Here is a 24,258-nt window from a genome sequence, read left to right as displayed (position 1 = left end):
GCTGATTTACGCGGAGAGATGCACTTGAACGACAACGCCGTACTCGTACGCCAACTCGGTCCGAATGACCGCGACGACTACTTCCAGCTTCGCCTGCGTGGGTTGATGGCGCATCCGGATTCGTTCGGCCAGAGTTACGAGGAAGCGCTCGCCAAAGGTGCGTCACAACACGAGGCAATGCTGAAGGACTCGCGTGCGGCTGAAGGCGATTTTTTGCTCGGCGCTTACGCATCGGCTGGAACACCGTTGATCGGCGTGGTCGGCCTGATCCGCAATCCTAGCGACAAGCAGCGGCACAAGGCCGCGGTGATCGGCATGTATGTCGCCCCGGAAGCCGCAGGCCGCGGCGTTGGGCGCGCGTTGCTCAAGGAGTTGCTGGCGCGGGCCTCGCGCGTGCAAGGTCTACGGCAAATCCAGTTGCTGGTCGGCAGCCGCAACGAAGCTGCGAGAAAACTGTACGAGTCGTTTGGCTTTCGCAAATATGGCTGCGAGGTCGGCGCGCTGAATGTCGGCGGTGTGTTTCATGATGCGGATCTGATGGCGCTGTTTATCTAGTCGATACTGGGCGCGGCGTGTATCGCCCCTCGTCACTCCCATTCATCCGCCCTGCCGCAGCACGCGATCCGTGCTATCTTTTTTGACCATCTTTTCGTCCCACCCGCCCCGAAAGTGGCTATCCAGCCGTCCTCGGGCTGCCTTCGACCCGTCGCTTGTCAGTCAACTCACACATGTCCGACCTCTCCACTTCGCTCCCGCGTGTGCCACGCCGTTTCGATATCAATCCGAAACCGCTCGGCGCCGCCCTCGTTCTGATCGCGCTCGGCGCCGTTTATCTGGCGCAGACGGTTAGCGGCCGCCAGGCGGCGCTCTATCTTGTCGGCGCCCTGCTCGGCATGTCGCTTTACCATGCGGCATTCGGCTTTACGTCGGCGTGGCGGGTTTTTATCGCCGACGGCCGCGGCGCCGGCCTGCGCGCCCAAATGCTGATGCTCGCGCTCGGCGTATTGCTGTTTTTCCCCGCGCTACAGGCCGGCACGCTGTTCGGCCATCCGGTCGTCGGGCTCGTCGCGCCGGCGGGCACGTCCGTGCTGGTCGGGGCGTTCATGTTCGGTATCGGCATGCAATTGGGCGGTGGCTGCGCGTCCGGCACGTTGTACACCGTGGGTGGCGGCAGCACCCGCATGATCGTTACGCTGGCGGCATTCGTTATCGGCTCGGTTGTCGCGACCGCGCATATGCCGTTCTGGACCGCCTTGCCGTCGCTCAAGCCGCTCTCATTGGTGAGCGCGCTCGGCGCGGGCTGGGCCATCGCGCTGAACCTGGTCATGTTCGCGGCCATCGCAGCACTTACCGTTCTGATCGAACGGCGCCGTCATGGCCAACTGATCAATGAGCCGCCGCGCCAGCCGCATACGTCGCCGTGGCTGCACGGTCCGTGGCCGCTGTTCGTCGGCGCGATTGCGCTGGTGCTGCTCAACTTCGCGACGCTGGCGCTCTCCGGGCGACCGTGGGGCGTGACGTCGGCGTTCGCGCTCTGGGGCGCCAAGTTCTTTGCCGTGCTCGGCATCGACGTGGCCAACTGGCCGTATTGGGCCGCTCACGCCAACGCGGGCTCCCTCGCCGCTCCTGTTACACACGACGTCACCTCGGTGATGGATATCGGCATCGTGCTCGGCGCGATGGCGGCCGCGGCGCTGGCCGGACGTTACGCACCGGTGTGGAAAGTGCCGGCGCGCTCACTGATTGCGGCGGTCGTCGGCGGCCTGATGCTGGGCTACGGAGCCCGTCTGGCCTACGGTTGTAACATCGGCGCCTACTTCAGCGGCATCGTGTCAGGCAGCTTGCACGGCTGGCTGTGGCTGGTCGCCGCCTTTGCCGGGAATGTGCTGGGCACACGCCTGCGGCCGGCGTTCGGTCTCGAAGTCGAACGCGTGCGCGCTAACGGCTGCTAGAAGTTACGCAAGAAGTTACAAATGCGGCTCCGTTTGTAACTGGGGTCGCTCCAACCTGTTACATCTCTGTTTTGTCCCCATAGCAGCGCTTTAGAGCGGTATTTATTACTCTATATTGAGCTCGCTTTCTATTTCCTTTCTGCGCTCACCTGGAATTACCGACCGACTTGCGGGCAGCGCCGTTTGCTCATACGAATGAACGAAACGCCCGTCATACAAGGGTTTTCATGGATCAGACAAAAATCCACGATGGCGGAAAATTCGCTCGGCATCGGCTATTACAGGACCGTGAAAGAGTTACCGAAATTTGATGTATCTTTTTGAGATATTTTTTTGAGAAGGGATTGATTTCTTGTTTTACCCTTCATACAATTCGTCCCAAGCTGTTACGAAATGTAACGCGATGTATCAAAAGGTCGCTGTCTGTATCAGGCGGTGACAGTAGCCGGAGGACAACGTTTCCGGCGAGGCACAAAAGACATAACGGCAAAAAATGCCGACATAGTAATTCGGGGCTTCGGAAAACACAGAAATGGACCGTAGCAGCGAGACGCTGGATTCAATCCGCGAGATCAACTTGTCATACATCATGCTCGCGCAACGTATGTTGCGTGAGGACAAACCGGTCGGCATGTTCCGGCTGGGATTGTCGTCGGAGCTGGCTGATTTGCTTGCCGGGCTGTCGCTCGCGCAGATCGTCAAGCTGGCCGCTTCCGATCAGCTTTTGTGCTTCTTCCGCTTCAACGACCACTCGATGTTGTCGGCGTTGACGCAAACGACGAAGCACGCCGCCGTTGCACCGACTCACGCGGCGATCCTGCTTGCAGGCCAGCCGGCTGAACAGTTCGCTTAATCGAGGTGACTGCGATGCTCAAGCGTAGCCTGACGGAAGACGCACAGGAAGTATTCCGCGCCATTGCGCTGATCGAACTGGGCGCACGCATGCAAGTGCTCGAGAGTGAATTGACGCTCTCGCGCGATCGCATGATCCGCCTGTATCGTGAGGTCAAGGGCGTATCGCCGCCCAAGGGCATGCTGCCGTTCTCGGCGGACTGGTATATGACGTGGCTGGCGAACATCCACGCGTCGTTGTTCTACAACACCTACCTGTTCCTGAAGAACGAAGCGCGCTGCTCGCATCTGGATGCGCTGACCAAAGGGTATCGGCTGTATCTGGAACATTGCCAGCACAGCGAAACCGAACCCGTGCTGGACTTGACGCGTGCGTGGACGCTGGTGCGTTTCTTCGACGCCGACATTCTGCAATTGACCAAATGCTGCCGCTGCACCGGCAAGTTCGTGGCGCACAAGCACGATCTGCAACATAACGTGGTGTGTGGCGCATGCCAGCCGCCGTCGCGTGCCGGCAAGACGAAGAAAGCCGCGGCGGCTCGCCAGGAAGCGCTCGAAGCAGCGCAGATCGCGCAAGCAGCGTGATCACCTCGAAGAGGGCAGGTCCAGCCCGATTCGAACCGAAGCCTTGATTAGAAAGTCCGCCTCCGCGCGGACTTTTTTTTCGTCCCCTCTCCGCGGCGGCGGTCGGCAGCGGGCAACCAGCGGCCGGCGGCCGCACAAGGCACGCGCCGAAAGGCCGGATCAGCCGGCCAATCCCACCGTCTGCACCACCAGCCACAAATTCGCCGCACTGATCACCACGAACAGCGTCCACGCGACGAACCGCGTCAGCAGCGTGTTGGCGAATTCGCCCATCAACGAACGGTCGCTGGTCATGCGGATCAGCGGATAAAGCGCGAATGGCAATTGCAGGCTCAGCACGACCTGGCTGGCGACCAGCAGTTTGCCGACCGCGCCATTGCCCATCATCTGCACGCCGATCAGGGCGGGGATCAAGGCGAGTGCCCGCGTGATGAAGCGCCGTTGCCAGCACGGAATCTTCAGCTTCAGGAAGCCTTCCATGATGACCTGCCCCGCCACGGTGCCGGTGAAAGTCGAGCTTTGTCCCGAAGCGAGCAGGGTCACGGCGAACAACACCGCCGCGAAACCGGTGCCGACGATGGGCGCGAGCAGCTTGTAGGCGTCTTCGATTTCGGTGACCTGATTGTGGCCGGTGGCATGGAACGCCGCGGCGGCAAGAATCAGGATCGCCATGTTGATCAGCAGCGCGAGCACCAGCGCGGCGATCGTGTCGATGCGCGACATGCTGATCGCCGAGCGGATGCTGGCGGGGTCGCGCTTCACCGCGCGTGTCTGCACAATCGACGAATGCAGATAGAGGTTATGCGGCATGACGGTCGCACCGAGAATGCCGATTGCCAGATACATGGGTTCGCGCGAACTCAAAGCCTGCCACGACGGAATCAGCCCCTGCGCGACCGACGGCCAATGCGGCTGCACCAGCGCCAGCTCGATGATGTATCCCACGCCGATGGTCGCGATCAGCCCGAGCATGATTGCTTCGAGGTCGCGAAAGTTCTTGCCCTTCAGGCCGAGCACGATCAGCGTATCGAACGCGGTCAGCAGGACGCCGGTGGTCAGCGAGCATTTGAATAGCAGATGGAAGGCGAGCGCGCCGCCCAGTACTTCGGCCAGGTCGCAGGCCACGATGGACAGCTCCGCGAGCAGCCATTGAAAGCGCGCCACAGCCGGCGAATAACGCGCGCTCGACAACGCCGCGAGATCACGTCCGGTCGCGATGCCAAGGCGCATGCTCAGGCATTGCAGCGCCATCGCCGCGAGACTCGACAGCATGACGACGAACAGCAGGCTGTAGCCATAGCGCGATCCGGCCTCGATGTCGGTGGCCCAGTTGCCCGGATCCATGTAGCCGATCGAGATCAGCAGGCCGGGCCCTGCGAACTGCAGGATTTTCTTCCAGAAAGGCGCGCCTTGCGAGACGGCTACCGAGCCTTGCACTTCGGATGGGCAAAACGGCGCCGTTGCGGTGGTCGGTAATTTGAACTGCAATCCGGGAATCTCTTGAAGGGGATCAAACGCGGCGCCTCGTACAGGCCGCCGCGAACCGCCTCAAGTGTACAAAGAAACTTCCGGCAACGCGCCGGTGAGCGCGTACCGGCCGACGTCGCGCACCCGATAGTCGAGCGGATCATGCAGTGTATGCACGCGGGCGTTGCGCCAGAAACGGTCGAGGGCGAGCGGCGCGTGCGTGGCGCGGGCGCCACAGGCATCGAACAGTTTTTCGCTGACGTCGAGCGCGGCGCGATGCGCGACGATCTTCGCCTCCGACGTGGCGAGCGCGACCTGCGCGCGTATTTCAGCGCTAAGCGATGGGCCTTGCTGCCAGGCATCCTCGAGCAACCAGGCCGCACGCGTGGCCAACGCTTCGGCGCTCACTGCCTGCAGGCGCATCTCGCCGAAACGCTGGATCAGGTAGGGATCGTCGGTGGCCTTGTCGACGCCGGAATAGATCCAGGCCTTGCCGTGTTGCGTGACGTAAGCACGCGCTTCGTCGAGCGCGCCTTGCGCGATGCCCACGAACAGATTCGTCAGCACCTGCTGCGAGATCAGCGTGCGCAAACTCGCGTGCGGTGTGTCGGGCCGCACCATCACTTCATCGGGTTCGAGCTTGGCCCGCACGAAGGACACGCTGCCGCTGTCGGTCTGCCGCTGGCCGATCGGATTCCAGTCCTCGTGAACGGTGATACCTTCGCGCGTGGTCGGCACCACGCCGAAGACCGGTTTGCCGGTGAGCGGATCGTGTGCGGAAACCGTCATCATTTGCGAGCCGCGTGTGCCGGAGCAAAAGCCCTTCTGGCCGTCGAGCAGGTAGCCGCCGTCATCCGTTGCACTTGCAACGAGTCGCGTGTCGAGCGGATTGACAGCGTTGCCCCACCACCATCGGTCTTTCACAGTGCCGCCGAGATAGCGGGCACGTTGTTCTGGATTGCCCCATACATTGACGCTGACCACCTGCAAGCAGGTGAAGCCCAACAGATGCGCGAGCGCGCTGTCCACTTGCGCAATCTTGCGGATCGTCTCGTAGATGTCAGGCCAACGCGCGCCAAGGCCGCCGAATTCGCGCGGCACCGCGAGCGTGAGCAGCCCCGCGTCGGCGATCCATTGTTTCTCCTGCGCGGCATGGCCGCCATCGATATCGCGCTGCGCGGCACTGGCGTGCAATGCGTCGAGCAAACCCGTGAGATCGCGCACCGCCGGCGCAGCGAATGCCTGAGGCGTTTGCAACGCATCGGCATGACGAGGATCGTTCATGCAATTTCCACGTGAAGAGATTTTGGGCGAGCGGCGGCAAGCGGCACGCCTACCGCGGCGCTCAATGCCCTAGCTAGCATGATAGGCCTTGATGTAGGCGCCGCAAACTTGCGCGGTTATTCTTCATGCAAATAGCGGCCGCGCGGTAAATACGATCACGTCCGCTGCGCAAGCCGCCGCGCGAACCGATCGCCGACGAACTGCACGGCCGTGACGATCGCGATCAGCAGCACGATCACCGTCACCATCACAGTCGTATCGAAACGCTGATAGCCGTAGCGGATTGCCAGATCGCCAAGGCCGCCGGCGCCGACCGCGCCCGCCATCGCCGACGAACCGATCATCGCCACCACGGTAATCGTGAAGCCGCCGAGAATGCCCGGTAGCGCCTCGGGCAAGAGCACATGCCAGATGATATGCCGGCGTTGCGCGCCCATGGCCTGCGCGGCTTCGATCAAACCGCGGTCCACTTCGCGCAGGCTCACTTCAGCCACGCGCGCGAAAAACGGAATCGCCGCGATACTGAGCGGCACGATCGCGGCCCATACGCCGATCGTCGTGCCGATCAGCAAACGCGTGAGCGGCAGCAACGCAACCAGCAGAATGATGAAGGGCGTCGAGCGGAACGCGTTGACGAGCGCACCGAGCGTGCTGTTCACCGCCCGCTTCTCGAAGATGCCGCCGCGCGTCGTCGTGACCAGCACCAGCGCCAGAGGAATGCCGACCAGCGCCGCGACGAATGCGGACACGCTAACCATGACGATGGTGTCGCGAATCGCGTCGGCGAGTTCGGAAAGCCACAACTCAGACATAGCCCAATACCTCGACATGGTTGGCGTAACGGCGCGCGCCTTCGAGCAGCGTCGCGATCTGTTTCTGCACGGTGGTGCCCGCATTCGCACGCACTTGCGCCGACACGACAAGGCGCCCTTGCGCATGCCCCTGAATCCGGTCGATGCCGCCATGCACGAAACTCACGTTTCCGCCTTCGACACTCAACGCCGCGGCAAGGCCGCCGAGATCGGGCTCACGCGCATCGACACCGGTGAAACGCACGTCCAGCAGAATCTGCGCATCCACTTGCGCGATGTCGTGCAGCGGCTTGACCCGCTCCGCAAGGTCCGTCGGCAAGTCATGCACCAAGGTCCGCAACAACGCGCGCGTCGCATCATGTTGCGGGTCGCCGAACACGCGCCACACGGGGCCGGTCTCCACCACCTCGCCGCGCTCGATCACCGCAACCGTATCGCAGACCTCGCGAATCACCTGCATCTCGTGCGTGATCAATACGATAGTCAGGTTCAGGCGTTGATTGATATCGCGCAGCAGCGTAAGAATGGCTTGCGTCGTTTCCGGATCCAGTGCTGAGGTGGCCTCGTCGCAAAGCAGAATGTCCGGGTCGGTGACCAACGCGCGCGCAATGCCGACGCGCTGCTTCTGGCCGCCGGACAAACTCGCCGGATACGCGTCGCGTTTGGCGGACAGGCCCACCAGTTCCAGCAGCGCATCCACCTTTTTATCGATCGCCGCTTTCGGCACACCGGCGATTTTCAGTGGCAACGCAATGTTCTCGCGCACCGTCTTCGCCGAAAGCAGATTGAAGTGCTGAAACACCATGCCGATGCGCCGGCGCAACGCCACAAGTCCGCGCTCGTCGAGTTCGCCGACGCTCACGCCGTTCACGCGCACCGCGCCTGAACTCGGCTTCTCCAGGCCGTTGACGAGCCGCAACAATGTCGACTTGCCCGCACCACTGCGGCCAATGATGCCGAACACTTCGCCTCGCGCCACATTCAACGTGACGTTGGCGAGCGCCGCAGTCGACACGCCGCGCGCGTTGGCGAACACTTTGCCGACATCGTCGAATATCACGGCGGCTTGCGTCGCTGTCTGATCCGAACCGGAATGCACAGCGAGAGACGGCGCGTCTTCGATGAATTGCGGCACGTCGAAAAGATTGGCCATGGTTTCGCTCCCCTCTTACGCTTCCGCGGTGGCCGGCGCGGCGGCTTGCACCCGGCGACGATGCTGCGCACCCGCATGTACGTCGGGCAGCCGGGCACGCCCGCCGCCGAACAGTTTCTCGCGTAGCGTCGGCGCAGGATCGTAATCCTCCTTGTACACGCCGCGATTCTGCAATTCCGGCACCACCAGATCGACAAAGTCTTCGAACGATTCAGGCATCACGGTGCGGGTCAGATTGAAGCCGTCGACGCCCGCTTCCTCGATCCACGACACCAGTTCATCCGCGATCTGCTGCGGCGAGCCGACCACCGGCTTCGCGCGCCCGCCGAGCGTCATCTGTTCGAGCACTTTGCGTTTGGTCCACACGCCGCTCACGCTCTTCTTCGAAATCGCCTCGACGGCCGATTGCATCGACTCGGTCTTCACGTAGGAGATCGGTTCGTCCAACTCGTATTGCGAGAAGTCAATGCCGGTCGAACTGGAGAAATGCGCGATGCCGCCTTCGGCGCTCGCATACCGGCGGTATTCCTCGAATTTTTCCTGCGCGGCCCGTTCTGTTTCACCGACTACAACGGTGATGCCCGCGAAGATCTTGATGTCGTCCGGTGCGCGGCCGAAACTCACCGCACGTGCGCGGATGTCATCGACAATCGAGCGCGTCAACTGCTTGTTCTGACCGCCGACGAACACGCATTCCGCGTGACACGCCGCGAAATCGACGCCACGGCTCGACGAGCCCGCCTGATACAACACCGGCGTGCGTTGCGGCGACGGCTCGCTGAGATGAATCGCGTCGATCGAATAGTACGGACCGTCGTGCTTCACGCGATGCACCTTGTCCGGATGCGAGAAGATGCGCGCCGCGCGGTCGCGCACCACGGCGGCGTCTTCCCAGCTCTGTTCCCACAGCTTGTAGACCACGTCCATGTAATCGTCGGCGCGGTCGTAGCGGTCGTCGTGGCTGATCTGCTGCGCGAGGCCCATGCCGCGCGCCGCGCTGTCCAGATAGCCCGTCACGATATTCCAGCCCACTCGGCCTTTGGTCAGATGGTCGAGCGTCGACATGCGACGCGCGAACAGATACGGCGGCTCGTATGTCAGATTCGACGTGACGCCGAAACCGATGTGTTTCGTCACGTGCGCCATCGCGGGTACGATCAGCGACGGATCGTTGATCGGAATCTGCACTGATTCGCGCAGCGGCGTTTCCGGGCCGCCCTGATAAACGTCGTACACGCCGACGATATCCGCGAGAAAGATGCCGTCGAACTTGCCACGCTCAAGCGTTTGCGCAAGGCTAGTCCAATAGTCGAGGTCCGTGTAATGCGCCGAACGGTCGCGCGGATGTGTCCACAACCCGTGATTGATGTGGCCGACCGCATTCATGTTGAAGGCGTTCAGCAGGATCTTTTTCTTGGCCATCGTGCGGCTCCTTTGGCTTTCCGGTTTCGACTAACCGCGCGGGTTACCAGGCAACGGCGTAGAGATTGCCGAACGCCTTGTCGAGTGCGGCGCGCACTGCCGGTGAATGCTGATAGATCGAGATGAACTTGCGGATACGCGGATCGTTCGCGCTTTCCGGACGCACGACCCACTGGATCGCGTAGTTCTTGTTTTCCAGGCCGTCGAACAGCAGCGCGCTATTCGGATCGGTGGTGCCGGCGAGCTTGATGAAACTCGGGTAGCCCTGTGCGAGATCGACGTCGTCGAGCGAACGCGCCAGTTGCGATGCTTCGAGCTGCACGATCTTCAGGTGCTTCGGGTTGTCGACGATGTCGAGCGTGGTGGCGCGATAGTCGATGCCCGGTTTCAGCTTGATGAGACCGGCGCGCTGCAGCAATAACAGGCCACGTCCGCCGTTGACCGGATCGTTGGCGATCGCGACGGTGGCGCCGTCTTTCAATTCGTCGAAGCGTTTGATCTTCTTCGAATACAGGCCGATCTTCATGATCGTGCCCGGTGCGATCGCGACGAAGTTATAACCGCCTTGCTTCTTTGCATTCTCGAGAAACGGGATGTGCTGGAAGTAGTTGACGTCGATGTCCTTGTTCGCGAGCGCCGCGTTCGGCGTGTTCCAGTCGGTGAATTCGATGATCTTCACGTCGAGGCCCTGTTCTTTCGCTTCGCGCGCGGCGATTTTGAGCGCTTCGATTTGCGGACTGGTCGCGGTGCCGATTTTCAGCGTGGGCGAGTCGGCCGCTGAAGCAGGCACGGCCTGCAACGCGAGTGCGAGACCGAACGCACTGATGAGCGAGACAGCCGGCGTGTGGAAAAAGCGCTGCACGGTGGATAGAAAAATGCGCATGGTGAACTCGTGAGTTTCGGGCGTGGTTCGATTCGAGGCGAGCCGATCCAGCGGCATGCGCCGAAGCGTCTACAAAGGGAGTTCCTTCGAGGCGCAATCAGGCTTGCCGGATAGGTCGGGCAACGGAAAATCCACTACGTGCGGCTTAAACCGCGCGTGGCAGCGACAGGACGCGCAATCGGGTCAGCGCGGACAGCGGAAGGTCGGACAGGTCATCGCCTCTCTCCAGATGAGGTGCGACTCATCATAGTGGGCGGCAAAGCGGCGGTCTACGAAGGGATTTTCGGAAGGAAAGCGGGAAAAATGATTTGGGCGTGACCGTGCGTCGTGGCCAGATGCCGAAGTTATAACAACGGCAGCACGTCTGCGCTTGACAACCATGCGCTGGTTTGAACCAGACCGGCGCGTATGAGCCGATCCAGCAATTCGTTGACCGACCACGGTGGTCGGCGCTTACGCGCCCGCAAGTCTCTGAACGCAGCCAACGCGCGCTTCTCATTCAAATCGATCAGATCGAGGATGAAGATATCAGGATGCTTCACTTCAATACGCAGGCTGGACTCCAACTGTTCCGCCGCGAAATCCTTCAGGTTGAAGGTGACAATCGCATCGGTGCGCGCCGCCACCGCGGTCATGACAACATGCCGGTCCTTCTCGTCGACGCCGAAAATTTCGCCGCTCTCGGGAAGCACCTGCGTGACCAGCGCGTCGGGAAACGTGCGGTCCATTGCATTGCGAATCGCGGCGATCTTCGGCGCGGCGTCGTTAGCCGCGCTTTTGTCCGCGAAACGGGCAGCGAGACTGCGCGTCCATTCTTCGTGAATGCGCGCCGACCACTTCGGTGCATAAAACTCGTGATCGGCGAAAGTCAGCAATACGTCGCGCACCACCATCGGAAATAGCGAACACGCATCCAGCACGACGGTAAAGCGATCGACCGACAGCATTACAGATCGTACCCGCCTATTGATTCGCTGTCGGTCACGATCTCGTCCAATGCGCTCTTGCGTGTTGCACGCATGGTTTCCTTGTAGCGCATCACGTCGTCCATCAGCATGCGGCGATGCCGCCCGACCTTGCGGAAAGGCAGTTCGCCGGCTTCAAGGCGAGCAATCAGAAACGGCCGCGAGACGCCGAGCAAATCCGCCGCCTGCTTGGTGGTCAATTCGGTGTCTGCGGGATAAAGAACGAATACCTGCTCACTGGCCATCATAGCCAGCACACGCGAGAGCACCCGCAGCGTGGCGGGTGGAACCTCAACGCGGGCGAAGTCGCCGTCTGCGCCCTCCTCGACCAACGCGACGCTATGCGCGCGCGAGTGATCGAGCGCAGCGCCCATCAGGCGGCTCGCAGCGGACAGCACGGTTGCGTCGTCGTCCGACAAGATGATGCGATCGGGTGTAGCGGTGGTCATGTTCGACTCCAGATTACCTGCGAGTATAAGCCAACTCGCGAGACAAACGCAATAAACGCAACGTGTGAAATATTCGCAACGCGTTCAGCACGCCGCCTTCCCGCTTTTTCAAGCGATTCGGTCAACAAAAAACGCCGGGCCGCGCTTTCGCGCGACCCGGCGTCTACCGCTCGACTCTGACTTGAAAACTTACTGCTTCGCTACCTGCTGGGCAGAAGCGGAAGCGAGCACAGGACCAGACGCAGCCACCGGCGCAACCGCACCCACCGCCGTATCCGACGCCGTCACGTCACCCCAACCGCCGCCCAGCGCGCGAATCAGATTGACCGTCGCCACCGCTTGTGTACCAGACAGATGGCTCGCCTGCAGTTGCGAAGTCAGCACCTGCCGTTCACCATCGATCACATCCAGATAGCTCACCGCGCCCTCCGTGTACTGCGTACGCGACAAATGCGCCGCCCGTTGCGAGGCCTGAACCGCATCGTTCTGCTCGCGCATCTGATCGTCGAGCAGACGCAAATCGGCCAGGTTGTCCTCCACCTCACGGAATGCCACCAGCACCTGCTGACGATACTGCGCCACGTCCTCGTCATACTTCGAACGGGCCTGCGCGAGGTTCGCCTTGCGGCGGCCGCCGTCGAACAAAGGCAGCGTCAACGCCGTGCCGGCAAACGGCCCGAGAATGAACGCGCGGCTCGACCACTTGAACAGATCGCCGAGCGTCGCCGATTCAAAGCCTGCCGCGCCGGTGATATCGAGTTTCGGGAAGAACGCCGACTTCGCGAGACCGACACGCGCATTCGCCCCCTGCATCGCCCGCTCCGCCGCAGAAATGTCCGGCCGGCGTTCAAGCAACGCTGAAGGCAAGCCCGGCGGCACACGCACCGTCACCGGCGCGAGCGGCGCTTCCGCGAACGAAAAGTCCGCCGGCGGCTTGCCGAGCAGAATCGCGAGGCTATGTTCCGACGCCGCCCGCTGACGCGCCACACCCACGGCGTCCGCACGCGCACTGGCGAGTTCATTACGGGCCCGCGATACATCCAGCTCGCCGATATCGCCTTCCTTGAAACGCCGCTGGACCAGCTTCAGCGTGTCCTCGCGCAATGCTACGGTACGGCGGTACAGGTCCTGATCCGTATCGAGCTCACGCAACTGGAAGTAGTTCTGCGCGACGTCCGCCTGCAGCGACAGTTGCACCGAACGGAACAGCGCTTCGCTTTGCTGTTCGTCCGCACGCGACGCGTTCACGTTCGAGCCGACCCGCCCGAACAGATCCGCTTCGTACGATACCGTGGTTTGCGCGCGCCAGATCGTGCCGGTGGTGCCACCCGCGCTATCCGGCTGGAATTGCGACGCTGCCGAAGCGCGCTCGCGCGTCGGGCCAAAGCCTGCGTCGATCTTTGGGAACCAGTCAGACTTCGCCGCCTGCGTCACCGCACGCGCCTGCTGCACGCGCGCCGCGGCCGCCTTCAGGTCCTGATTCGCGGCAGCTGCCTGCTCCTCGAGCGCGTTGAGTTGCGGGTCGCCGAAAATCGCCCACCATTCGCCACGATGCGCGTCGTCGGCGGGCTGGGCCTGCTTCCACGTGCCGTTGTCCGGCACCGATGCTCCCGGCGCAGCCGACGGCGCTGAAGCAGCCGACGTTGCCGACGCCGCAGGCGTTTCCTTGAACGCAACCGGCGTATCCACCTCCGGTCGCTTATACGTAGGTTCCAGGGAGCAGGCGGCGAGCAACGCGACCAGCAAACCGCTGGCGGCCGCCCGGCCCCACCCGCTCAAAGATTCAAAGCGTTTCATTATTGTTTTCTCCTCAGGCGTCCGTCACCGGCGAGCCATAGTGCGGCGAATCTTTCTGCGCGACGTGAATCGTTCCACCCGCCAGTGTACGCAGCACCACATAGAACACAGGGGTCAGCATCAGACCGAACAGCGTGACGCCGAGCATGCCGAAGAACACCGCGATCCCCATCGCATGACGCATCTCCGAGCCAGCTCCGCTCGACAACACCAGCGGCACCACGCCCATGATGAAAGCGATCGACGTCATCAGAATCGGCCGCAAACGCAAGCGGCTCGCCTCGATTGCCGCCGACAGCGGCGTATGCCCGTCATGCTCCAGTTCGCGAGCGAACTCGACGATCAGAATCGCGTTCTTCGCCGACAAGCCCACCAGCACCATCAAACCGATCTGCGTGAAGATGTTGTTATCACCCCCCGTGAGCCACACCCCGGTCAGCGCGGACAGCACGCTCATCGGCACGATCAGGATCACCGCGAGCGGCAGCGTCAGACTTTCATACAGTGCGGCGAGCACGAGGAACACGAGCAGCACGCTGATCGGGAACACCCACAAGCCCGCATTGCCGGCCAGAATCTGCTGATACGTCAGGTCGGTCCACTCGAGCTTCACACCGCGCGGCAAGACTTCCGCCGCCACGCGTTCGGCCGCGGCTTGCGCCTGCCCCGACGAGAAGCCCGGCGCCGGTCCACCGTTGATGTCGGCAGCCGTATAGCCGTTGTAGCGCACCACCATTTCCGGACCGAACGTCGGCGTCACCGTCACCAGCGACGACAGCGGCACCATATCGCCCGCGGCATTGCGTGTCTTCAGTTGCAGGATGTCGTCGGCGCGTTGACGGAACGGCGCGTCCGCCTGCACCCGCACCTGATACACGCGGCCGAAGCGGTTGAAGTCGTTCACATACAGCGAGCCGAGATAAATCTGCATCGTGTTGAACACGTCCGTGACCGGTACGCCGAGTTGCTTGGCCTTCACGCGATCCAGGTCGACGTTCAATTGCGGCACGTTGATCTGATAGCTCGAGAAGGTCGGGCCGAGTTCAGGCGTCTGCGCCGCCTTCTTCACGAACGCCTCCGCTGCCTTGTTCAACTCCGCGTAACCGAGCGCGCCGTGATCCTCCAGCTGCATCTTGAAGCCGCCGAGCGTGCCGAGACCGAGCACGGGTGGCGGTGGGAACACCGCGACGAACGAATCCTTGATCGCACCGTATTGCTGGTTCAGCGCACCGGCAATCGCACCGGCCGAGAGTTTCTTGTTGCCACGATCCTTGAAGGGCTTGAGCGTGACGAACACGATGCCCGCGCTCGAGCTATTCGTGAAGCCATTCACCGACAGACCCGGGAACGCCACCGCGCTCTCCACGCCCGGCTGCTTCAGCGCAATCGAGCTCATGTCGCGAATCACTTTCTCCGTGCGATCCAGCGACGCACCGTTCGGCAATTGCGCGAAGGCAATCAGATACTCCTTGTCCTGCGCCGGCACGAAGCCGCCCGGCACGACGCGCGAGATCAGCACGGTCGCGCCCAGCAGAATCGCGTACACCGCGAGCATCGCGCCCTTACGGCGCAGCACGCCGGTCACGCCGCGGCCATACTCCGTCGAACCGCGATGAAAGACCTTGTTGAAACGCTTGAAGAAACCGCCCAGCAGGCGATTCATCACACGCGTCAGGAAGTCTTCCTTGGCGCCGTGGCTGCGCAACAGCATCGCGGACAACGCCGGCGACAAGGTCAGCGAATTGAACGCCGAGATCACCGTCGAAATCGCGATGGTCATCGCAAACTGCTTGTAGAACTGGCCCGTCAAACCGGTCATGAACGCGAGCGGCACGAAAACGGCGACGAGTGTCAGCGCGATGGCGATAATCGGTCCGCTCACTTCCTGCATCGCCTTATAGGTCGCGTCGCGCGCACTCAGCCCGTTTTCGATATTCCGCTCGACGTTCTCCACCACCACGATCGCATCGTCCACCACGATCCCGATGGCGAGCACCATGCCGAACAAGGACAACGCGTTGATCGAAAACCCGAACGCGAGCAGCAACGAGAACGTCCCGACGATCGACACCGGCACCGCGATCAACGGAATGATCGAAGCACGCCACGTCTGCAGGAACACGATCACGACGATCACCACCAGCGCAATCGCTTCGAGCAGCGTATGCACGACCGCCTCGATACTCGAACGCACGAACTGCGTCGGGTCGTAGACGATTTTGTATTCGACGCCCGCCGGCATGTCTTCCGCGAGTTCCTTCATCGCGGAGCGCACCTGGTCGGAAATCGCGAGCGAGTTCGCGCCCGGCGCCTGGTTGATGGCGAGCGCCACAGCCGGCTTGTTATCGAGCAGCGAACGCAGGCCGTATTCCGACGCCGCGAGTTCGATCCGCGCAATATCTTTCAGATAGGTCACGCCGCCGTCCGGCGTGGTCTTGACGATGATGTCGCCGAATTCACCCTCGGTCCTCAGACGGCCACGCGCATTCACCGACAACTGCAATTGCGTGCCCGGCACCGAAGGCGATGCGCCGATCACACCGGCCGCCACCTGAATGTTCTGCTCACGGATCGCGTTGACCACTTCGGTCGCCGTCAAACCGCGTTGCGCCACTTTCTGCGGATCGAGCCAGACGCGCATCGCGTAGTCGCCCGAACCCCACAACTGCACTTCGCCCACGCCCTGAATCCGTGCAAGGCGGTCCTTGACGTTCAGCAGCGCGTAGTTGCGCAGATACGTCATGTCGTAGCGATTGTTCGGCGAGATCAGGTGGACCACCATAGTCAGCGTGGGCGAACTCTTGATCGTCGTGACGCCGAGCCGCTGCACGTCTTCCGGCAGACGCGGCAGCGCCTGGTTGACGCGGTTCTGCACGAGCTGCGTCGCGAGGTCCGGATTGGTGCCGAGCTTGAAGGTCACCGTGAGCGTGAGATTGCCGTCGCTATTCGCCTGCGACTGCATGTACAGCATGTTCTCGACGCCGTTGATCTGCTCTTCGAGCGGCGCCGCGACCGCTTCGGCGATCACTTTCGGGTTGGCGCCCGGATATTGCGCGTGTACCACCACCGAAGGCGGGACCACTTCCGGGTACTCCGAAATCGGCAGCTTGAAGAGCGCAATGATGCCGCCCAGCAGGATCAATACCGACAACACGCCGGCAAAGATCGGCCGATCGATGAAGAATTTGGATATGTTCATGGGAAGCTCTTAACGTTGGAGCATGCGCCGCGCAGTCAGGCCGCGGCGCGCGAGGCTCACGAATTCTTGTCCGCTTTGGTGCGCGTCTGCGATTGGGCCTGCGATTGGGCCTGCGATTGCGGCTGCGTCTGCGGTTGCGTCTGCTTCTGTGCGAGCGGTGCGCTGTTCGGATCGTCATCCGTCGTCATCGGCACCATGTGTGCGCGCACCGAATCGCCCGGACGCACACGCTGGATGCCGTTCACGACGATCCGGTCAGTCGCTTTCAGGCCGCCCTTCACCACGCGCAGATTGCCCTGCATGCCGCCCACGTCGATCGAGCGATACACGACGTGATTGCCCTGATCGACCACCAGCACGAACTTCTTGTCCTGATCGGTGCCCACCGCTGCGTCGTCGATCAACAGCGCCGGATGCGGTTCGCTGCCGCCCACTTTCACGCGCGCATACAAGCCAGGAATCAGCGCGCCGTCCTGGTTATCGAAACGCGCACGCACGCGGATCGTGCCCGACGACGTGTCGAGGCGGTTGTCCACCGACTCGATCACGCCGCTGCGCGAGTAGCCGCTTTCGTCCGCGAGACCGAGTTCCACCGGCACCTTGCTGCCGTCTTTCGCGCGGCTCAGGTATTGCAGGTAGGTTTGTTCGTCCGCGTCGAACGATGCGTAGATCGGCGACACCGACACCAGCGTGGTCAGCGGCGCCGCGGTCGCGCCCGCCGAGATCACGTTGCCCACCGTGATTTCCGCGCGCGACACGCGCCCCGAAACCGGCGCGACAATCTTCGTGTAGCCGAGATTGATGCGGGCGGTTTCCAGCGCGGCTTGCGCGGCCTTCAGGTTGGCACTCGCTTCACGCGCGGCGTTCTGCTTCTCGTCGTAGTCACGCTTGGCGATGGCGTTATCGGTGATAAGACGCTGTGCGCGCTCCCAATCGCTTTGCGTGTAGCCCGTGCGCGCCTGCGCGGCGGCGAGCTGCGCTTCGGCGCGATCCACTTCGGCCGCATACGGACGTGGGTCGATCACGAACAGCGTGTCGCCTTTTTTCACGAGCGCACCGTCCTTGAAGTTGACGGACACGATCGTGCCCGGCACCTGCGAACGCACGTCCACTTTCTCGACGGCTTCGAGACGGCCCGAGTAGCTCTGCCAGTCGGTGATCGTTTTTTGCACCACCGTGGCCACATCGACTTCCGGCACGATGGTCGGCGCGGCGGGCGAGCTCGCGTCCACGCGAATCGCGCCGAACGTGCCCAGCCCGGCCACGACGATGACGGCAAGTGCGGCAATCGCCACACGGCGACGGGAAAGAGGAAGGATAGTCATGTGAAGCTCCCGAGATCGTTGATTAAAGTTCTGCTTATTTCTGTTTCAGCGATGGGCGCGTGCATCGAAGCGCCACTGAAAAAATCGCACCGCTTCCTGCAAGGCGGGCGGATGATCGGCCAGCGCGGCATGCGACACGCTCGGATAGCGGACCACCTGGGTCAGCACACCCGCGTCGATCAGACTGCTGGCGTATTTCTCCGCTTCCACATGCAGCACGTCGTTTTGCGCCGTCGCGATCAGCGTGGCCGGCAGGCCCGCGAGCCGCGACGATTCGAGCGGCGCGGCATACGGATGCATGCGCTGCGACGCTTGCGGCAGATACGCGCGATAACACGCCGCGCACTCTTTCGCCGTGATGTCCGAGCCGAGGCGCTTTTCGTCGCCCAGACGCGTGAGGCTCGGATCGAGCATCGGCCCGAACAGCGCCTGCGCGGAAATGCGCACGTCACCGCGATCCCGCGCGATGAAAGCGAGGCAATTGGCCAATTGCCCGCCCGCATCGTGGCCGGCTACGCCGACCTTCTTGCTGTTGCCGCCGAACGCACGCGCCCGCGTTTGCACCCACAGCGCCGCGCGGTGCGCGTCTTCAGGCGCGGCGGGAAACGGAAACTGCGGCGCCAGCGAGTAATCGACCGATACGACCAGGGCCGGTAAGTGTTCTGCGAAATACCGCGAGGCGAAGTCCGCCTGGTCGATCGATCCCTTCGTAAATCCACCACCGTGGAAATAAAGCAGTACCGGCAGTGCGGTTTTCTTTTCCTGCCGGTACAGACGCAACGTGATGTCCTGCGCGTGCCCTTCGATCTGCACGTCAGTGACTTCGAGTGCCGTGCTGTCGGCCTCTGCCGGGCTGCTGCCGGCGGGCACAAAGGAGTACGGCGGTTTAAATGCTTGCATGTCGAGCCGCGCAATGCGCATAGAACTTCAATGGTGCGAATTGTGGGTTCGGCAGACTCGTAAATAAATGCCTATAATCCGGCAACACAATTCGGCGCCCCTGAACAATCGAATGCGATTGTCTGCGGATTCGCGGTGGAGTCCATTCCTGCTCAGTGCGCCAGCCCCTATTGGAGGTCTGCAATGGACCGGCTTCAGGCCATGCAAGTGTTCACGCGTGTCGTCGACACCAACAGCTTTACCCGCGCAGCGGAAACGCTCGACCTGCCGCGCGCATCGGTTACCACGATTATTCAGAACCTCGAAGCGTTCCTCGGCACGCGTCTGATGCATCGGACCACGCGCCGTTTGTCGCTCACGCCGGACGGCGCGGCGTACTACGAACGCTGCGTGCGCATTCTCGCGGACGTCGAAGAGACCGAGGCCAGTTTTCAAAGCGGCAATAAAAAGCCGCACGGCAAGCTGCGCATCGACATGCCGGGGTCGATCGGCCGCTTGCTGGTGATTCCTTCGCTGTGTGAATTCCACACGCGCTATCCGGACATCGACCTGCAACTCGGCCTGACGGACCGGCCGGTTGACCTGCTGCAGGAAGGCGTGGATTGCGTGGTGCGGGTCGGCGCGCTACAGGATTCTTCACTGGTGGCGCGTCGGATCGGTTTGTTCGAGGGCGTGACCTGCGCGGCCCCCGATTACATCGAGCGCGCGGGCATGCCGACTTCGCTCGACGACCTGGAGAATCACAAAGCAGTCAATTACTTTTCGAGCCGCACGGGGCGCACGATCGATTGGGCCTTCATGGTTGATGGCAAAGAAGTCGAAGTGAAAATGAAGAGCATCGTCTCGGTGAACGACGCGGACGCTTACGTGACTTGCGGGTTGGAAGGCTTCGGCCTGATTCAGCCTGCGCTCTTCATGGTGCTGCCGCATCTGCGTTCGGGCCAACTGGTGGAAGTACTGCCGGAGCTGAAACCTTTGCCGATGCCAATTTCCGCAGTCTATCCGCACAGCCGGCATCTGTCGCCTAAAGTCCGCGTTTTCGTAGACTGGATCGCGGAGCTGTTCGACCGTTGTCCGTTATTGAGTGGACGTGGCAGTCTCGACGCAACGTGTACGAAACGCACTTTCGAAGAACGCGAGTCTGCTCCGATGCTCGACACGCCGGTGATAACGGAATGGGTCGCTTGATACCCGCGAGTTGAAGGACAGAATCTGGAACAGTGAATTCCAACCGCGGCTCTAATGCCGCGGTTTTCATTTGCGACAACGCCCGCAAGGCGTTTCACGAAGCGTTAACGCGATTGTTCCGAAATCGCGACAATTCATTTCGCGAAAGCGCGATTTATCCACACTGCCTCGAAGTCTACATTTCACCCTGTCGCAGCGCCGCTCGTGCTGCAAACGAATCGACAGGAGTGAATCATGAAACGCAATCTCTTAGCAGGTCTGGCTCTTTCGCTGCTCGTGAGCGCACCGGTGTTTGCACAAAGCAGCAGCGGCGGCATTGGCCGCGCCGGCACTTATGAAACGCTGCCGACTCCGACCACCAGCGCGAAGACGCGTGAAGAAGTGAAGGCGGAACTCGTCGCGGCCTATCGCGACGGCTCGCTGCCCGCACTGAATCGCACGACGTATCCGAACAAAGGCCTGATCGGTCAAACCCAGGCTGAACGCATCGCGCTGCAGGAAGGCACGGGCGGCGACGTCACGCGCGTGGCCAACGGACAGTAAAGCCAGCTTGCCGCAATGATTCGGTTTCCAAAAGAAATAGTCGTTGCGGCGCCATTCATGCACTCTTCAAAAAGGAGCTCATCATGACACCCTCGGAACTCGACCATTGGGATACCGACACCCCTGTGTGGACGCCGTACCGCGCGCCGCAACACTAAGTGTCGAAAGTAGCAGCAAGTGCCCGCGGACCCGGTCCGCGGGCACAGTCGCATTTGCAAAGACCTAGCGCCTCGGCACGCCGTCGCGCCACTCGCCCCAGTGTGTCGAGATATCCTGCACGAGCGGATTGCCCGAGAGGAACAGGTTCTGGATGGCGATCGTAAAGCCGCCTTGCGCGGCGTAGTTCAGCAAGTTGTCCGCACTCGTCTGCCCGTCGTAGGGCCGGTCGAAATCGGAGCCCGCCCGCAACACGGCAACGCGATTCAAATCGACTTTATGGACTGAAGCCGCGCGCTTGAGCGCCTCGTAAGTGGCGTTGTCCTCCTGCTGCGTCGTGCAGTAGACGCCCTTTCCATCGGTCAGAATCTTGGTCCAGTCGCGGGCTCTCTGCCCGAGGAGCGTGCCTGACCACCACGTATCACCGGCCAGCGTATCGCATTGAATGACAGTCGGCGGCCGATTGGCTGGTGCGTACGAGTACTTCGCCCGTGCAGCCTGAGCCTGCGGGTTATCGGAAAGCGTCACGTTGCGAGACAAGGCGAACGCCGTATGCGCGAGCCGGGGGTTCAACTGGAACACTTCGGTGCGGTAGTCGAGCGGCGGCTTGGCCGAAGGACTCGTGGTGTTGATGCCAAGGTAGCCGGTATCCCAGCCGGGCGGAATCTCGCGCCCGTCGATCTCCCATTGAATCCCGAAGTCGACCAGATAATTCGCCCACGCGGCGGAGCCCACCGTGCCCTGCTGCGGATCGATCCCGGCAATGCCGGCGACCATGAAGTACGTATGCCGCAAATCGAAACGCGGCGAGAACGTCAGCGCCATGATCGACGCAGCGGCGTTGCTATGCCCCATGCCGGTGGTCATCACGCACACGTCCTGCTTGTTGCAATGGACGGTCGGGTAGTCGGGCGACAAGCCGTCCACCGCAATCTCGCGCCAGGGTCCGAGGTTATCTAGCCATACCTGCCCCTCCGGCCCGAACATCGAAATGATCATCACCTTGACGGGCTGCCCGCGCGAGCCGCCGTCGCCGTGCGAGAAACCGTCGTTGTCGTCCGCACTGGCCGGTCCGGACGAAAAGGCCGCGCAAGCCGCGAGGGTAATGGCGCAGACGGCGCCGAGTGAGCGAGTCAGCATCGTGATCTTCCTTTTTTTGCTTGTGATGCAGGTTGGGAGAAAGTGCTGCTTTCAAGCCGGAAGAAGTATAGGTGCGAAGAAATTATTTTCCACTACACGATGCGGTATCGATCGACGTCTCTGAACGCAGTAGGGCAAAACCATGCGAATCGGTTCAGTACGCTTTCTTCGGCGTTTTCTTATAATCGATAGTCCCCAGCGCACCGCCTTTGTGCACTTCACAACAGGAGCACCACGATGGACTATGTGAAACTCGGCCGCACCGGCCTTGATGTATCGCGTCTTTGTCTCGGTTGCATGAGCTACGGCGTGCCGTCTCGCGGCACGCATCCCTGGTCGCTCGACGATGAGGCCGCGCGCCCCTTCATCAAACAGGCGCTCGATCACGGCATCAATTTCTTCGACACCGCCAACGTCTATTCCGACGGTACGAGCGAGGAAATCGTCGGCCGGGCGCTCAAGGACTTTGCGAAGCGCGACGAGATCGTGCTGGCCACCAAGGTGAATAGCCGCATGCATCCGGGCCCGAACGGCGCCGGCCTGTCGCGCAAGGCGATCATGTCCGAGATCGACCACAGCCTCAGACGCCTCGGCACGGACTACGTGGACCTGTACCAGATCCATCGCTGGGACTACGGCACGCCGATCGAAGAAACCATGGAAGCGCTGCACGATGTCGTGAAGGCCGGCAAGGCGCGCTACATCGGTGCATCGTCCATGTATGCCTGGCAGTTCGCCAAGGCGTTGCACGTGGCTGAGAAGAACGGCTGGACGCGCTTCGTGACGATGCAGAACTACGTGAATCTGCTATATCGCGAAGAAGAGCGCGAAATGCTGCCGCTGTGCGAAAGCGAAGGTATCGGCGTGATTCCGTGGAGCCCGCTCGCGCGCGGCCGCCTGACGCGCGATTGGAACACCGAAAGCGCACGCTCCGAGACCGATGAATTCGGCCGCACGCTCTATGCGCAGACGGAAGACGCGGATCGGCGGATCGTCGAACGGGTCAGCCAGATCGCCAGGGAGCGCGGCGTGCCGCATGCCCAAGTGGCGCTGGCGTGGGTGTTGCAGAAGAAGCCGATCACCGCGCCGATCGTCGGAGCGACCAAGCTGCATCATCTCGACGACGCGGTGGCCGCGCTCTCCTTGAACCTGAGCGCGGACGAAATCCGCCAGCTTGAAGAACTGTACGTGCCGCACGCGGTGGCCGGGTTCCAGTAAGCGACGCACGTGCCGCTCAAATGCGCGGCACCTCGGGTTCGAAAAACACCCAGCGGACTTGCGGGAACGTGGCCTGCAAGTCCGCTTCGATCACGTTGATCGCATCGACCATCGCGCGGCCGCTCGCGTAGTCGATCATTTCCGCCTGCACGGCCACGACCACATGACGGCCCCATTGCAGCGTAATCATATTGACGATGCTGCGAATCTCGGTGCGCCCGCGCAGATGCGCCTCGATGGCGCGCCGCACTTCGGGGCTCGCCGACTCTCCGACGATCATCGACTTCACTTCACGCGCCACCAGCCACGCAATCAGCATCAGCAGCAACCCGACACCGATGGAGCCCAACGCGTCGTAGACAGGATTGCCGGTCACCATGGTGAGCAGCACGGCCACGAAGGCCATCGCCAGGCCCGCCAGCGCGGCGATATCCTCGCCCGCTACCACCAGCAGTTCGGATTCGCGCGTCTCCCGAAACCAGTGCCACATGCTTTTGTCGGGATGCGTCTTGCGGATTTCCTTGACGGCGCCCCACAAGGAGAGCGCCTCGAGCACCACCGACACGCCGAGCACCACCAGCGCCACATAGGCATACTGCAACGGCTCGTGCACGAACAGACGATGCACGCCCTCATACACCGAGAACGCGCCGCCGACAAAGAACAGCAGAAGCGCGACCAGCAGCGAATAGAAGTTGATCTCGCGCCCGCCGCCCATGGGATGCAGCGGGCTCGCCGGCTTGCGCGCTTGACGCAGACCGAAGAGCAGCAGCAGTTGATTGCCGCAGTCGGCGGTCGAGTGGATAGCCTCGGCGAACATCGAGCCGGAACCGGTGAACGCGGCAGCCGCGAACTTGCAGATGGCGATGCCGAGGTTGGCGGCGAGCGCATAGAAAATGGCTTTCGGCGATTCTTCTTTCATCGTCGTGGAAGGCGTCCGTGAGTTTGCAAAGAGCTTTCGGTGAGCA

21 protein-coding genes are annotated in these 24,258 nt (G+C 62.0%); 7 read left to right on the top strand and 14 right to left on the bottom strand.

Translation table 11 applies throughout. The features are described from left to right. Positions 1-18: 18 nt before the first annotated feature. The 4 genes from ACQKRQ_RS03810 to flhC all read left to right on the top strand — a co-directional run bounded on the left by ACQKRQ_RS03810 (position 19) and on the right by flhC (position 3,389). Positions 19-555 carry a GNAT family N-acetyltransferase gene (locus ACQKRQ_RS03810; protein ID WP_427475146.1) on the top strand — a complete coding sequence of 179 codons (537 nt, stop codon included), beginning with the start codon at positions 19-21 and terminating at the stop codon, positions 553-555. 173 nt (positions 556-728) lie between these two features. Next, a complete protein-coding gene (locus ACQKRQ_RS03805) occupies positions 729-1,952 on the top strand; it encodes a YeeE/YedE family protein (protein ID WP_342960395.1) in 1,224 nt (407 codons plus the stop codon). A 532-nt stretch (positions 1,953-2,484) separates the two neighbouring features. Continuing rightward, a complete protein-coding gene (gene flhD, locus ACQKRQ_RS03800; protein WP_028194930.1) occupies positions 2,485-2,805 on the top strand; it encodes a flagellar transcriptional regulator FlhD in 321 nt (106 codons plus the stop codon). A 14-nt stretch (positions 2,806-2,819) separates the two neighbouring features. Next, positions 2,820-3,389, top strand: coding sequence for a flagellar transcriptional regulator FlhC (gene flhC, locus ACQKRQ_RS03795; protein WP_007177883.1), 570 nt, complete (start codon positions 2,820-2,822; stop codon positions 3,387-3,389). Between the two features lie 159 nt (positions 3,390-3,548). Here flhC and ACQKRQ_RS03790 read toward each other — a convergent pair whose 3' ends face one another. The 12 genes from ACQKRQ_RS03790 to ACQKRQ_RS03735 all read right to left on the bottom strand — a co-directional run bounded on the left by ACQKRQ_RS03790 (position 3,549) and on the right by ACQKRQ_RS03735 (position 19,045). Then, positions 3,549-4,877 carry an Nramp family divalent metal transporter gene (locus ACQKRQ_RS03790; protein WP_408249425.1) on the bottom strand — a complete coding sequence of 443 codons (1,329 nt, stop codon included), beginning with the start codon at positions 4,875-4,877 and terminating at the stop codon, positions 3,549-3,551. Between the two features lie 60 nt (positions 4,878-4,937). Next, positions 4,938-6,140, bottom strand: coding sequence for an acyl-CoA dehydrogenase family protein (locus ACQKRQ_RS03785; RefSeq protein WP_427475142.1), 1,203 nt, complete (start codon positions 6,138-6,140; stop codon positions 4,938-4,940). A 155-nt stretch (positions 6,141-6,295) separates the two neighbouring features. After that, positions 6,296-6,952 carry a methionine ABC transporter permease gene (locus ACQKRQ_RS03780; RefSeq protein ID WP_427475140.1) on the bottom strand — a complete coding sequence of 219 codons (657 nt, stop codon included), beginning with the start codon at positions 6,950-6,952 and terminating at the stop codon, positions 6,296-6,298. Then, positions 6,945-8,105, bottom strand: coding sequence for a methionine ABC transporter ATP-binding protein (locus tag ACQKRQ_RS03775; protein WP_427475138.1), 1,161 nt, complete (start codon positions 8,103-8,105; stop codon positions 6,945-6,947). Before ACQKRQ_RS03775 ends, ACQKRQ_RS03780 begins: the two co-directional genes overlap by 8 nt. Before the next feature lie 15 nt (positions 8,106-8,120). Further along, a complete protein-coding gene (locus ACQKRQ_RS03770; protein ID WP_427475136.1) occupies positions 8,121-9,527 on the bottom strand; it encodes an LLM class flavin-dependent oxidoreductase in 1,407 nt (468 codons plus the stop codon). A 43-nt stretch (positions 9,528-9,570) separates the two neighbouring features. Next, a complete protein-coding gene (locus tag ACQKRQ_RS03765) occupies positions 9,571-10,410 on the bottom strand; it encodes a MetQ/NlpA family ABC transporter substrate-binding protein (protein ID WP_427475134.1) in 840 nt (279 codons plus the stop codon). Between the two features lie 344 nt (positions 10,411-10,754). Next, a complete protein-coding gene (locus tag ACQKRQ_RS03760) occupies positions 10,755-11,357 on the bottom strand; it encodes a PIN domain-containing protein (RefSeq protein WP_427475132.1) in 603 nt (200 codons plus the stop codon). Further along, entirely contained in the window at positions 11,357-11,824 is a 468-nt protein-coding gene (locus ACQKRQ_RS03755; protein WP_427475130.1) for a helix-turn-helix domain-containing protein, read from the bottom strand. The genes ACQKRQ_RS03760 and ACQKRQ_RS03755 overlap by 1 nt, the downstream gene beginning before the upstream one ends. A 189-nt stretch (positions 11,825-12,013) precedes the next feature. Then, complete coding sequence (locus ACQKRQ_RS03750; RefSeq protein WP_427475129.1) at positions 12,014-13,621, bottom strand: efflux transporter outer membrane subunit; 1,608 nt, start codon at positions 13,619-13,621, stop codon at positions 12,014-12,016. A gap of 13 nt (positions 13,622-13,634) precedes the next feature. Next, the gene (locus ACQKRQ_RS03745) at positions 13,635-16,820 is read right to left on the bottom strand and encodes an efflux RND transporter permease subunit (RefSeq protein WP_132377703.1); all 3,186 of its coding nucleotides are present in this window, start codon (positions 16,818-16,820) and stop codon (positions 13,635-13,637) included. Between the two features lie 56 nt (positions 16,821-16,876). Continuing rightward, complete coding sequence (locus tag ACQKRQ_RS03740) at positions 16,877-18,145, bottom strand: efflux RND transporter periplasmic adaptor subunit (RefSeq protein ID WP_427475126.1); 1,269 nt, start codon at positions 18,143-18,145, stop codon at positions 16,877-16,879. 45 nt (positions 18,146-18,190) lie between these two features. After that, complete coding sequence (locus ACQKRQ_RS03735; RefSeq protein ID WP_408281156.1) at positions 18,191-19,045, bottom strand: alpha/beta hydrolase; 855 nt, start codon at positions 19,043-19,045, stop codon at positions 18,191-18,193. A 183-nt stretch (positions 19,046-19,228) separates the two neighbouring features. Between ACQKRQ_RS03735 and ACQKRQ_RS03730 the strand changes: the two genes are divergently transcribed. Further along, positions 19,229-20,233: a LysR family transcriptional regulator gene (locus ACQKRQ_RS03730; protein ID WP_132377706.1), complete on the top strand. Its 1,005-nt coding sequence runs from the start codon at positions 19,229-19,231 to the stop codon at positions 20,231-20,233. 234 nt (positions 20,234-20,467) lie between these two features. Continuing rightward, positions 20,468-20,776: a DUF4148 domain-containing protein gene (locus ACQKRQ_RS03725; protein ID WP_427475124.1), complete on the top strand. Its 309-nt coding sequence runs from the start codon at positions 20,468-20,470 to the stop codon at positions 20,774-20,776. A 222-nt stretch (positions 20,777-20,998) separates the two neighbouring features. Here ACQKRQ_RS03725 and ACQKRQ_RS03720 read toward each other — a convergent pair whose 3' ends face one another. Continuing rightward, on the bottom strand, positions 20,999-22,072 hold the full coding sequence (locus ACQKRQ_RS03720; protein WP_132377708.1) for a purine-nucleoside phosphorylase: 1,074 nt from the start codon (positions 22,070-22,072) through the stop codon (positions 20,999-21,001). A 237-nt stretch (positions 22,073-22,309) separates the two neighbouring features. On the opposite strand from ACQKRQ_RS03720, the gene ACQKRQ_RS03715 reads away from it, so the two are divergent. Continuing rightward, on the top strand, positions 22,310-23,290 hold the full coding sequence (locus ACQKRQ_RS03715) for an aldo/keto reductase (RefSeq protein ID WP_132377709.1): 981 nt from the start codon (positions 22,310-22,312) through the stop codon (positions 23,288-23,290). 16 nt (positions 23,291-23,306) lie between these two features. Here the strand turns inward: ACQKRQ_RS03715 and ACQKRQ_RS03710 are convergent, their stop codons facing one another. Beyond that, the gene (locus ACQKRQ_RS03710; RefSeq protein WP_427475121.1) at positions 23,307-24,212 is read right to left on the bottom strand and encodes a cation diffusion facilitator family transporter; all 906 of its coding nucleotides are present in this window, start codon (positions 24,210-24,212) and stop codon (positions 23,307-23,309) included. Positions 24,213-24,258 lie beyond the last annotated feature (46 nt).

The organism is Paraburkholderia sp. NPDC080076 (genome assembly GCF_050281145.1).
GTDB lineage: Bacteria > Pseudomonadota > Gammaproteobacteria > Burkholderiales > Burkholderiaceae > Paraburkholderia.
Note: the sequence above shows the minus strand (reverse complement) of the source record. Positions and strands in the feature narration are given on the sequence as shown.

What these genes read in the sequence shown, in the direction of transcription:
- ACQKRQ_RS03720 (WP_132377708.1), bottom strand. Translation starts at nt 22,072, where the DNA reads ATGCTGACTCGCTCACTCGGCGCCGTCTGCGCCATTACCCTCGCGGCT.
- ACQKRQ_RS03740 (WP_427475126.1), bottom strand. Translation starts at nt 18,145, where the DNA reads ATGACTATCCTTCCTCTTTCCCGTCGCCGTGTGGCGATTGCCGCACTT.
- ACQKRQ_RS03765 (WP_427475134.1), bottom strand. Translation starts at nt 10,410, where the DNA reads ATGCGCATTTTTCTATCCACCGTGCAGCGCTTTTTCCACACGCCGGCT.
- ACQKRQ_RS03710 (WP_427475121.1), bottom strand. Translation starts at nt 24,212, where the DNA reads ATGAAAGAAGAATCGCCGAAAGCCATTTTCTATGCGCTCGCCGCCAAC.
- ACQKRQ_RS03730 (WP_132377706.1), top strand. Translation starts at nt 19,229, where the DNA reads ATGGACCGGCTTCAGGCCATGCAAGTGTTCACGCGTGTCGTCGACACC.
- ACQKRQ_RS03750 (WP_427475129.1), bottom strand. Translation starts at nt 13,621, where the DNA reads ATGAAACGCTTTGAATCTTTGAGCGGGTGGGGCCGGGCGGCCGCCAGC.
- ACQKRQ_RS03755 (WP_427475130.1), bottom strand. Translation starts at nt 11,824, where the DNA reads ATGACCACCGCTACACCCGATCGCATCATCTTGTCGGACGACGACGCA.
- ACQKRQ_RS03805 (WP_342960395.1), top strand. Translation starts at nt 729, where the DNA reads ATGTCCGACCTCTCCACTTCGCTCCCGCGTGTGCCACGCCGTTTCGAT.
- ACQKRQ_RS03735 (WP_408281156.1), bottom strand. Translation starts at nt 19,045, where the DNA reads ATGCAAGCATTTAAACCGCCGTACTCCTTTGTGCCCGCCGGCAGCAGC.
- ACQKRQ_RS03725 (WP_427475124.1), top strand. Translation starts at nt 20,468, where the DNA reads ATGAAACGCAATCTCTTAGCAGGTCTGGCTCTTTCGCTGCTCGTGAGC.
- ACQKRQ_RS03810 (WP_427475146.1), top strand. Translation starts at nt 19, where the DNA reads ATGCACTTGAACGACAACGCCGTACTCGTACGCCAACTCGGTCCGAAT.
- ACQKRQ_RS03780 (WP_427475140.1), bottom strand. Translation starts at nt 6,952, where the DNA reads ATGTCTGAGTTGTGGCTTTCCGAACTCGCCGACGCGATTCGCGACACC.
- ACQKRQ_RS03745 (WP_132377703.1), bottom strand. Translation starts at nt 16,820, where the DNA reads ATGAACATATCCAAATTCTTCATCGATCGGCCGATCTTTGCCGGCGTG.
- ACQKRQ_RS03785 (WP_427475142.1), bottom strand. Translation starts at nt 6,140, where the DNA reads ATGAACGATCCTCGTCATGCCGATGCGTTGCAAACGCCTCAGGCATTC.
- flhD (WP_028194930.1), top strand. Translation starts at nt 2,485, where the DNA reads ATGGACCGTAGCAGCGAGACGCTGGATTCAATCCGCGAGATCAACTTG.
- ACQKRQ_RS03770 (WP_427475136.1), bottom strand. Translation starts at nt 9,527, where the DNA reads ATGGCCAAGAAAAAGATCCTGCTGAACGCCTTCAACATGAATGCGGTC.
- flhC (WP_007177883.1), top strand. Translation starts at nt 2,820, where the DNA reads ATGCTCAAGCGTAGCCTGACGGAAGACGCACAGGAAGTATTCCGCGCC.
- ACQKRQ_RS03760 (WP_427475132.1), bottom strand. Translation starts at nt 11,357, where the DNA reads ATGCTGTCGGTCGATCGCTTTACCGTCGTGCTGGATGCGTGTTCGCTA.
- ACQKRQ_RS03715 (WP_132377709.1), top strand. Translation starts at nt 22,310, where the DNA reads ATGGACTATGTGAAACTCGGCCGCACCGGCCTTGATGTATCGCGTCTT.
- ACQKRQ_RS03775 (WP_427475138.1), bottom strand. Translation starts at nt 8,105, where the DNA reads ATGGCCAATCTTTTCGACGTGCCGCAATTCATCGAAGACGCGCCGTCT.